Source organism: Bacteroides sp. OM05-10AA, assembly GCF_003439055.1.
GTDB classification, from domain to species: domain Bacteria; phylum Bacteroidota; class Bacteroidia; order Bacteroidales; family Bacteroidaceae; genus Bacteroides; species Bacteroides intestinigallinarum.
On sequence record NZ_QSUR01000072.1, the window covers coordinates 1 to 9,127 of the forward strand.

Sequence of the window (9,127 nt, forward strand, 5' to 3'; positions counted from 1 at the left end):
AAAAAAAAAAACTCTCGCGGTTTTTTCTCGTTTTTCTCAAAAAAAAACGGAAATTTCTCGTTTTCTCTCGGAAATTTCTCGTTTTCTCTCGGAAATTTCTCGTTTTTCTCAAAAATGACACTTTGTAACTCATTGAATATAAATATATTGCAAAGCAAAAAAACATGCCGAAAAAGTAACTAAAAAGAAACTAAAAATTACCGTAAAGCAATGGAGCGTTTCTTTTTTGGTTTATAGAGGTTGCTTCGCTCCACTTTTCACCTTGTTTTTGATACGATAAATTTCCGAAGAAAGGAAGAGAGTGGAAATAGGTAAAGCCAAGTGCAACGGATTGAGAGGATTTTTCCGCGTGTTAAAATTTGTATAAATATGATTTTTTGTGTGTAATATGAGAAGTTTTCCGGGAGCGAAAACGCATCCCGGATATAGTCAGTTACCATAATGCAACTTTACCCATGCTTCCGATTTCAAGTTTAGCACTTATCCCCATAGCCTTAAAAACTCTTGCAATGGTGGAAAAGGTTAAATTCTTACCGTTTTCAATTCGGGAGATTTGAGCCCGCTGCACTCCTATCAAATTGCCTAATTCCTCTTGGGTTAAGTTCTTTGATTGGCGAGCCTGTTTAATGGCTTCACCTATCAAAAAAGAGTTAAGTTCTTCTTCGTAGGCATCACGTTTGGGAGTACCTTTTTCTCCGATGTATTTATCTTCGATTTCTTCGAGTGTATAAAATTTCTTTGCTTCCATACGCTTTATCTTTTTGAATTAAAATAATCTTTTCTAATCTCTTCGGCTTTGGCTATTTCTTTGAGGGGTGTCTTTTGGGTTTTCTTGATAAACCCGTGCGTTGCGATTACCAGAGTGTTTATCTTATCGCCCTTATCCCAAAAAGCAAGAAGCCTGTACTTGGTTTTGTTATAGAACGTTCTGAACTCCCAGATATCCGTATCATCCAATTTCTTGAATAAATCAGGATCAAGTACAAAGGTGGATTTACGAATATTGCTAATGATCTTCTCACGTACCTTGTTGGGCAATCCGTCTAAAAACTCTTGGGCTTCGTTGGATAATTTGACCTTGAATCTTGATTTTGCTTCCATATAAAGTTTTTTAGTGTTGCAAATATAACAATTTGTTTCCATATAACGAAACAAAATATATTTATTTTATGCAGCCTGTTGTGCCGTTTTGATGTGTTTTTTGTTTGTGGAATAGGTTCTTTCTTAGTGCCTCGCTCCGACTTCTCCTCGTCCCCCTTGTACGAGCTTTCGCCGTACCGCAGGGGAGGGTGTTCGTCGATTGCTCGGCAGTCGAAAGAACAGCAAGAGGAAACCGGGCTTTGCCCTGTTTTTCCTCTTGCCCTACGGGATTACGGCTGAATATCAGCCGTTTAAGTTTTTTAACCACAATTAGTTTGAAATTGTGGTTAAAATTATACCTTTGTAAATCAGAGATTTAATAATATAATTAGCAATTAAAATCGCAATTGTATGGATAAAGAAACAACCACTTCTGTCACCATTGATCGAAAAACGTTTGCCCGGCTTGACAGGCTGGCAAAGTCCAATAATGTATCAAAGAAAGACTTCCTTTCCTGTGCGCTGGAATACTTCGAGAAGTACGGCATCAACCCGGTTGAACATGAAAGTCCGGCAAAGGAAATGCAGAAACTTATCAAACGCTGTGATCAGGTGATAGCGTTCATCAGGAAGCAGGAGCAGGATTTCTTGCGTCCGGCTTGTGAAGCCATGGGCAGTACAAGCATGAGAGTGACCATGAGCATGGACTCGATACTTACGGAAAAAAAGTTTAGCCAATACCAAAAGGACAATGACCTATTCATGCGTGATCTTGCAAGCCTTGCCGGGATAAGGGAGCAGGCTTTGGACCGGGCGGAAAAGGTAGTCGGTCAGTCGAGGGATATGCTTCTGAAGAACCAACAAGCCATTTATGCAAGGCTGGAGGCTGTGACGCAAAGGCAGGAGAAGATCTTCTCCTATATCGCAAGCTACATCGACGCGAAAGGAAAAGCCGGGCTTTTCGATGATATAAAAGCCTTGTACAAGGACGAGAAGAACAAAAGGGAAAAGATATGAACGTGAAGATACAGGGAGGCGGTAACGGCACATACGCCAATACAGGCAGTTGTGTTGCGGTGACGAACTATCTCCAGCATGAGGATCTGGAGAGGATGAAGAAAGGGGAGGAGGTGCAGCCGTTCTTCAACCAGTTCCGGGACTACGTGAGCGCAAGGGAGGTCACATTCAAGATAGACAACAACAAGGCGAAGTTAAGCCGGACTGACGCAAAGTTCTATGTTATCACCGTCAGCCCTTCAGAGAAGGAGCTGCGCTGCATGGGCAGGACTCCGCAGGAGCGTGCGGAAGCCTTGCAGCGGTACATCCGGCAGGACGTGATGAGAAACTATGCAGAGGGTTTCGGAAAAGGCTTGAGAAGCGATGATGTGGAATATTACGCAAAGATCCATTTCAACCGGGACGGTGACAGTGACAGCGATATGCACGCACATATCATCGTCAGTCGGAAAGACCGGAGCAACACCAAAAAGTTAAGCCCTAAAACGAACCACACCGGAAAGAAGAACTGCGGCAACGTGAAGGGAGGTTTTGACCGGACGGATTTTTTCCGGAAGTGTGAAAGCTCTTTTGATCGGTGCATGGGGTTTGACCGGGAGCCGGAGGAAAGCTTCGACTATCTTAACGCTGTCAAGAACGGAAGCCCGGCGGAAATAGCCCGGCAGGTGGAACGTGCGGAACGCATCAGAAAGGAGAAATGGGACAATCTCAAAGCGGAGCTTCAATCCCGGCAGGAACCGGAGAAGTCAAAAATTCAACAGGTGGAGAAAACGCCGGACATCGAGCAGCCTATTCCCAAAAAGAAGCAGCAGGAGGAAGATCTGGAACTCCTGAAGAAGCCAAAAAGGAGCAGAGGTTTCGGAATGGGCATGTGATTTTTCTATTTTCCGGCACAAAGGTAACTCCGCACAGAGTATTTGTCAAGGGCGAAGGGTAAAAAATCTCCTGTGCTCGCTTCGCTCGTGCGGTATTTTTTACCCTTCGCCCTTGACAAATACTCTGTGCTTCGCTGGCAGGTGTTTAGGAAAAAAGAAAAAACATTGGTGATGATGCTATTTAAGATAGTAGGGCTTATGGTATGGGCAATATACTGAATTTTCTGTTGCTCGTTCATTACAATTAGGGTATGCGCATTTATAATTTCCTGTTATTATTTCAAGCATTGTTGAGCATGACGAGAACAAACAGAAACTTAGGACTAAAAAAATAAGATACTTTTTTTTCATACAATAAGTGAAGGGAAGGAGCGTATATATTAACTCCTTCCCTATTTTGTTTAGGATTATTTTTTTTCTATTTTTGCTCCAATCCAGCCATCACCATCTTTGGTATATACAATAGCCTCACAGGATACAATTTCTGGCTTACCAACAAAATCATTGTCTCCTAGATCTGCTCCTGGAGTTGTTTTATCTCCTTTGATTTTAATGGAAAATACAATGTTTCTATAATATCTAAGGAATGTTTCTTTTACTCTATATCCTCCCCCGTTCCAAGAGAGATCATTTCTAAATAAAGAATATGCAGTTTTCTCTCGTTGTGATATGCAAACTAATTGTGTACTTTGTGTTTTATGACTATTAACATAGCTTTTTAGGAAATTAGCTCCTTGACGTATAAGAGCATCTTCGATTTTCTTTGATATATTTGTTGTTCCAAAGAAATCATCTATAACTGAAATATATGGAATAATGAATTTATTTTCTTGTTTGCTATGGTTATATTCAGGATTCCATTGATTTGAAATTCCTCCAGTTAGACTGTTTGAAGCGTTAGTGAAATTATTGTGCTTAATAGCTTCTTGCCATTGTTTCTTTAGAAACTCTTTTCTATTTTCATCTAGTACAGTATCAAAACTGGGATTCTTGATTTTTTGTTTTACAACGAGTGATGCAACTCCATAGTATATACCATCATCCCAATGTTTCATGTGTCCCCATTTCATACCATGCCATAACTTTTTCATGACCTTACAATCAAGTCCAATACTTACTGCAAATCCATAGTCATTTCTGTATAGAGAAATATATAGTTTTCTTTTTGAATTAGATTTAAATCTTAATTTCGTATGTCCTAGATAGCCCGGATTAAAGTGTATGACCTTATCTATAAGGTTTACATCAGCTGTTCCTATTGTGGGGAATGATTCTACGACAGATTTAGGTATACCTCCATCGCTTGCGGAACGTGTGAGAGTTTCAGTCCCATTGTTTTCTACTAATAAATCATCCTCGTCATTTTCAAAAAAACTATCATCTGTAATAGGATTGTTAGTCTCTTTATCCCATAGTCCGTAAGTGTCTATAAGTTTAATGTTTCCATATTGTTTCGTATTATTGGATAACGGTTTGAATTCAGAAATATTTTCTAAAGATTTGATTAATTCTGATTTATTTGAAATATGAGTAAATAGTGTACCATATTTAGTTGCTTTGTAAAGAGTATCATTGATAATTATTTCTAGATCTTTATTGAAAAAATTTCTATATTTTTCATCAGGAATAAGAAAACCAATATATTCATTATCTGCATTTTCATTGTTTTCCTGTTCATAGATATTTTCCGCAGAAACAAAAGATGAACTTGCTCTTGTTAAAATAGGATTATCCAAGTCGAAGTTTTCTATTGTTGATAAGAACTCTTCTGAATTTTTAAAACTAAGAATTTCTGAATCTTCTTTTGATTTAGGAGTCTGTAGCTCTTGTACATTTTCAATAGGAAGTTCATTGTTACATGAACACAAAATAGCTGTTAAACAGATGATATAACTGATTTTTTTCATATATGTGAATTTATTAAAATGAATATCCAAAACTAATATAAGGGTAAATAAATGGTTCTTTTGTTATACCGTGTTTATCATTAAAACTAAAAGAAGGGCTTAATCCTATTCTAAATAGAAAACCTTTAGTTGATATGTAACGGTAACCTATATTAGAAAAGAAATAATATCCAAATGTTGTATTGGAAGTGGAACTTATTGTTTCATATTGTTCCTTTGATTCTTCTATAAAAGAAATGTGTTCGTTATATATTCCAAGATTAGATCCTAATCCAAGTTCTAATTTGTGCTTATTTCCAGAGGTGAGGAAGTTTACTTCAATAGGGAAAAATAGCCCTCTATTAGAGTTAGATGCTTTAATAAAAGAATCCCCTCCTTGAAAATAAGAAATACCAATCCTATATCCCCATGGGGATATAGGAGTAAATCTTGAATCGAAAGAAACTCCAATAAGGTTAGAAGCTCCTAAAAACTCTATATAGATATTTTTATCTCTCGTCTTTTTGAAAGATAAGGTGTCCTGTGCGAATATATTTGCAAAAACACCTATAGCAAACAATGCAAGTAAAAAACCTTTTTTTATCATATAATTTATTGATTTTGAACGTTGCAAAGTTAGACTTAATACTTCAAATCGCCATTTGTAAGCTTTTTTGTGAATTTGTAAACTTAATATATAACTATTTGATAGTTAAGGTGCATCACAAAAAAAAGATTGTAAAAGTATAAGCTGTCATTGGAATGGAAGAGCAGACCTTAAAAAAGCTATTATATTAGCACCTTCAGGAGTTTTAAGTTTCTTTCGGATATTGGTTTTATATTTGTGTACAGAAAAAATACTTTGCATCCATATAGCTGCAATTTCTTCTGTCTTGAACCCTGCAACCATCATACAGCAAAGTTGTAGTTCTTTTTCATTTAGATCTGAAAAGTTATCTTTCAGCAGTGTATAAAAATTATCAAAAGATAAATCAATGTGTTTATAAAAATTGTCCCATTGCGTAGTTAGTAAAGAATTATTTTGTGTAATATTGAATCTGTTTAATTCTTTTATAAATTTAGCACTTTGTTCTTTTTGCGTATATCTCAACATTGCAATTTGTTTGGCTATTTCAAAATCACGTAAGATGAACATTTTTGCTTCATCTTTTATATTATTTAAGCCTTCCAATGTTTCTATTTGTTGGTGAAGAGCCACAATTTGGTAAGCTTGTTTTCTTTTTTTATTGATGTAGATTAATAGCCCTATGCTTGCTATAAAAAGAGAACTTAAAGCAGCATATTTGTATGTAGATAATTTCTTTTCATAATTTTTTTTATCGCAAAAGTGAGTATATGCTTGAATAGCTTCATCTAAAGAACTTCCATTCAAGTTCCTTAGAAGAATTTCATATCGTTCTATTGCCTTATACAGGTAATCAATTTGATTGTCTATATAATTATTTTCTCTAGCAAATTCTGCACACAGTTTATAAAATTCTATTTCAGCAAAATTGGTTTCCGAATCTGTATCATATTCTATAGCTAATTTTCTATGTTTATTAGCATTTGCTAAATCATTTATGGAGTAATAGCAATAAGTTAGTATAGAATGGCAGACAAACAAAAAATCATCTGTTTGGCTTAATATTATAGCTTCCTGTAATTTTTCGATACATAGTGCCCATTGTTTAGTCTTAAATAGCGTAATACCTTGTAGGCATTTTATCTCATTATAATAAATGTTGTTTTTATCAATGGAGCTTTCTATTAAATTCAATAGCTCGTAGGACTTTTTATGATTTCCTATATATAAAAAACTTTTTGCCGTTTGTACTTGAGTTGATATATCCATATCCCTAAATGCAATATCTTCAATACACTGGTTAGCTAATGTTTGATATTTGATAAATTTCAACATGTTGTATTTGCGGATATACATATCTCCTAGATAGCCATATAGACAACATAGCCATTCTTTATCCTCTATTTGGCTTGCTATATCTATAGCTTTTTCTATAGCTTGCACCTCCATTTTTAAGTTTTTTTCTTTTTTGTATGTTTTGGCAAGAAACAAAAGGGATTCAAGTTGTTGTTGAATTAGTTTCTTTTTTGTGAAAATATGAATACTTTTTTGTAATACTTCTTTGGGTGGGTAGTAATTATTTACATAGTAGTTGGCTAATGAAACTAATAAGAAATGAGTTGCTTCTTTTGAGTTATTAAGATTAGTGACTTGGGTTGAATCAATTTTAGAAAGATATAATCGAGGATTATTTTCTAAGAGTGTTATTTGATTATTAAAAAAGTCTTCTTCCTCATTGTTTTGTTGGCAAGATGTCTGTACTAACAAAATGATGATAACTAAAAAATATATAGATTGTTTTTTCATAGTATTATCAATAGGTTTGATTACAACTCAGTTTTTACATGTATTTTTCCGAAAATTTTTTGTTCGTCACGTACCCGACACAGTTCTCGATGTGCCTTTTTCTTATATTCTAGCAAAGCAGAGTTCTCAGAGCGTAACCGGGTAATCTCCCTTTCTTGTTCTTCGTTTTTGGCTTCTGCCTTTGCTTTTTCTTCGGCAGCATGGGCAATCAGTTCTGGTGCCGGAAGCTGTTTAGCGGTCTGTTCCCGGACTGCTAGCAATAGCTGGCGTACCGCTTCTGTTCCCTCGTTGTGCTGTTCCATGATCTTTGCAGATTGTTCCAGCCGCCCGGCAACCTTTTCTAATGGGGAGAGGTCAAATGCTTCACCTCGAAGGTCGAATCCAGTTCTTTGGAAATAATCAACGGACAACTCGACAAATTCTTTGCGAGTTATACCCGTACCGTTTAAATACTCGTCTAATTTTTGGGCGTACTCTTGGCTTATCGCTATGGTGGTAAGCGGTGTTTTCCTCTTTTGCTTGCTTTCCTGTCCTTTTTCCATTGCTGTAAATGCTATATTTTGTTACAAAGGTAGTTATAAGTTTTATTATTGCAATTTATTACATGTGTTATAGCAATTTATTGCGATTATAGCAAAATAAATCACTCTGTTATTAGCTGGAAGTCATGGTAAACGCCTCCTTTTCTTCCGTAGGCTTCCGGACATGGTTCGGTGAATACCACTGTTACGAATATTGTCCCAGCAAACTTCTCTATCTCTGTAACCATTGCCTGTAAATCCCTGCCATAGCCGTTAATTTCGGCTGGCACGATAACTTTATCACCTGTTTTCATACTTGTATGTTTTTTATTCTATACCAAAATCTTCCATTAAGCAAACCCGGATGATAGCTCCTATTTGTTTGGCTGGCTTGTCTATATATTGCTCAAACTTCTTTTGTATTTTTTGCGCCACCTGTACGGCTATTTCCGGGTGTAACTGTACAGCGTTCACTACACGTTTAACATATCCTTTGTCACTTTTAGAGAATCTCGAAATAGTGGTTGTTATGTAGATGATCGCTTGTTTGGCACTTTCGTATTCCAATAGCTTTTGTTGTTCGGTTTGACGGCTGTGTATGAAAAAGTTATAAGAGAGTGCTTCTTTACCTTTCTTTTCCCTTATGTCGAAATCGAAGTATAAATCACATTGTCCGGCATCATATAGGTTTTTTAATTCTTTAGCTGGCGTTTCAAGTACCCATTTTTTAAAATCGAAAGAACGTGGATATTTGTTTTCCAACATGAACATTTCCCGTAGCTCATTGACAGCATAGAAAAAGAAACCTTTATTTTGATATTGGCAGCATAGTTCATAGAAACGTTGGGTAAATGTGCTTTTGAGTGCGATTGCTACTGTCATGGAGTAACTCGTGAAGTTTTGGGCGAGTTCCACGTAATAGGGTAGTACCTCTTTGGATACTTCCACTTCAAAATATGATTTATTTTTGATATGCTTAACGTAATTGACAAAACCGATACTCAGCCACATCTTTTCGTTATTAATCTCTATATCACGATTTCTAAGCCGCTTTAGCGCATCATAGATATTCTTCATTTTAGTATTATCACCACATTTTTGAAGTTCTTCCTCTTTGATTGTGATTATAAGATTTTCAAACAAAGTTCTTTGTCCGTCCTCTTGTTCGATATAGTTTGCCCGTATATTGCGAATGATGCAATATAACGCACGCTTTTCGATAAGGTCGAACTTATAACGGGCAGTTGTGAGTGCATTATCTTGAGATAAGATAATATCTCGTTTCTTTTGGTCTTTCTTTGCCATACGCCGAATATTTTCCACAAAATAAAATATATAAAACGAGAAAAAAAAAAA

General features: G+C 36.1%; 10 protein-coding genes. 2 read left to right on the forward strand and 8 right to left on the reverse strand.

The window, feature by feature from the left end:
- Positions 1-433: 433 nt before the first annotated feature.
- The gene (locus DXB58_RS27185) at positions 434-748 is read right to left on the reverse strand and encodes a helix-turn-helix domain-containing protein (RefSeq protein WP_007851388.1); all 315 of its coding nucleotides are present in this window, start codon (positions 746-748) and stop codon (positions 434-436) included.
- A 5-nt stretch (positions 749-753) separates the two neighbouring features.
- Positions 754-1,101, reverse strand: coding sequence for a type II toxin-antitoxin system RelE/ParE family toxin (locus tag DXB58_RS27190; RefSeq protein WP_007851390.1), 348 nt, complete (start codon positions 1,099-1,101; stop codon positions 754-756).
- A gap of 390 nt (positions 1,102-1,491) precedes the next feature.
- On the opposite strand from DXB58_RS27190, the gene btgA reads away from it, so the two are divergent.
- Entirely contained in the window at positions 1,492-2,097 is a 606-nt protein-coding gene (gene btgA, locus DXB58_RS27195) for a mobilization protein BtgA (RefSeq protein ID WP_007851392.1), read from the forward strand.
- Positions 2,094-2,972 carry a mobilization protein BtgB gene (gene btgB / locus DXB58_RS27200; protein WP_007851393.1) on the forward strand — a complete coding sequence of 293 codons (879 nt, stop codon included), beginning with the start codon at positions 2,094-2,096 and terminating at the stop codon, positions 2,970-2,972. The genes btgA and btgB overlap by 4 nt, the downstream gene beginning before the upstream one ends.
- A gap of 407 nt (positions 2,973-3,379) precedes the next feature.
- Here btgB and DXB58_RS27210 read toward each other — a convergent pair whose 3' ends face one another.
- The 6 genes from DXB58_RS27210 to DXB58_RS27235 all read right to left on the reverse strand — a co-directional run bounded on the left by DXB58_RS27210 (position 3,380) and on the right by DXB58_RS27235 (position 9,076).
- Positions 3,380-4,879, reverse strand: a complete 1,500-nt coding sequence (locus DXB58_RS27210) for a hypothetical protein (protein ID WP_007851396.1) — start codon at positions 4,877-4,879, stop codon at positions 3,380-3,382.
- Positions 4,880-4,892: 13 nt separating this feature from the next.
- Positions 4,893-5,465 carry a hypothetical protein gene (locus tag DXB58_RS27215; protein WP_007851399.1) on the reverse strand — a complete coding sequence of 191 codons (573 nt, stop codon included), beginning with the start codon at positions 5,463-5,465 and terminating at the stop codon, positions 4,893-4,895.
- A gap of 147 nt (positions 5,466-5,612) precedes the next feature.
- Entirely contained in the window at positions 5,613-7,250 is a 1,638-nt protein-coding gene (locus DXB58_RS27220; RefSeq protein WP_233527380.1) for a LuxR family transcriptional regulator, read from the reverse strand.
- Positions 7,251-7,270: 20 nt separating this feature from the next.
- Positions 7,271-7,792: a hypothetical protein gene (locus tag DXB58_RS27225; RefSeq protein ID WP_007851403.1), complete on the reverse strand. Its 522-nt coding sequence runs from the start codon at positions 7,790-7,792 to the stop codon at positions 7,271-7,273.
- A gap of 101 nt (positions 7,793-7,893) precedes the next feature.
- Positions 7,894-8,085 carry a hypothetical protein gene (locus tag DXB58_RS27230; RefSeq protein ID WP_007851405.1) on the reverse strand — a complete coding sequence of 64 codons (192 nt, stop codon included), beginning with the start codon at positions 8,083-8,085 and terminating at the stop codon, positions 7,894-7,896.
- Between the two features lie 13 nt (positions 8,086-8,098).
- Positions 8,099-9,076, reverse strand: coding sequence for a replication initiation protein (locus DXB58_RS27235; RefSeq protein ID WP_032943496.1), 978 nt, complete (start codon positions 9,074-9,076; stop codon positions 8,099-8,101).
- Positions 9,077-9,127: the final 51 nt, after the last annotated feature.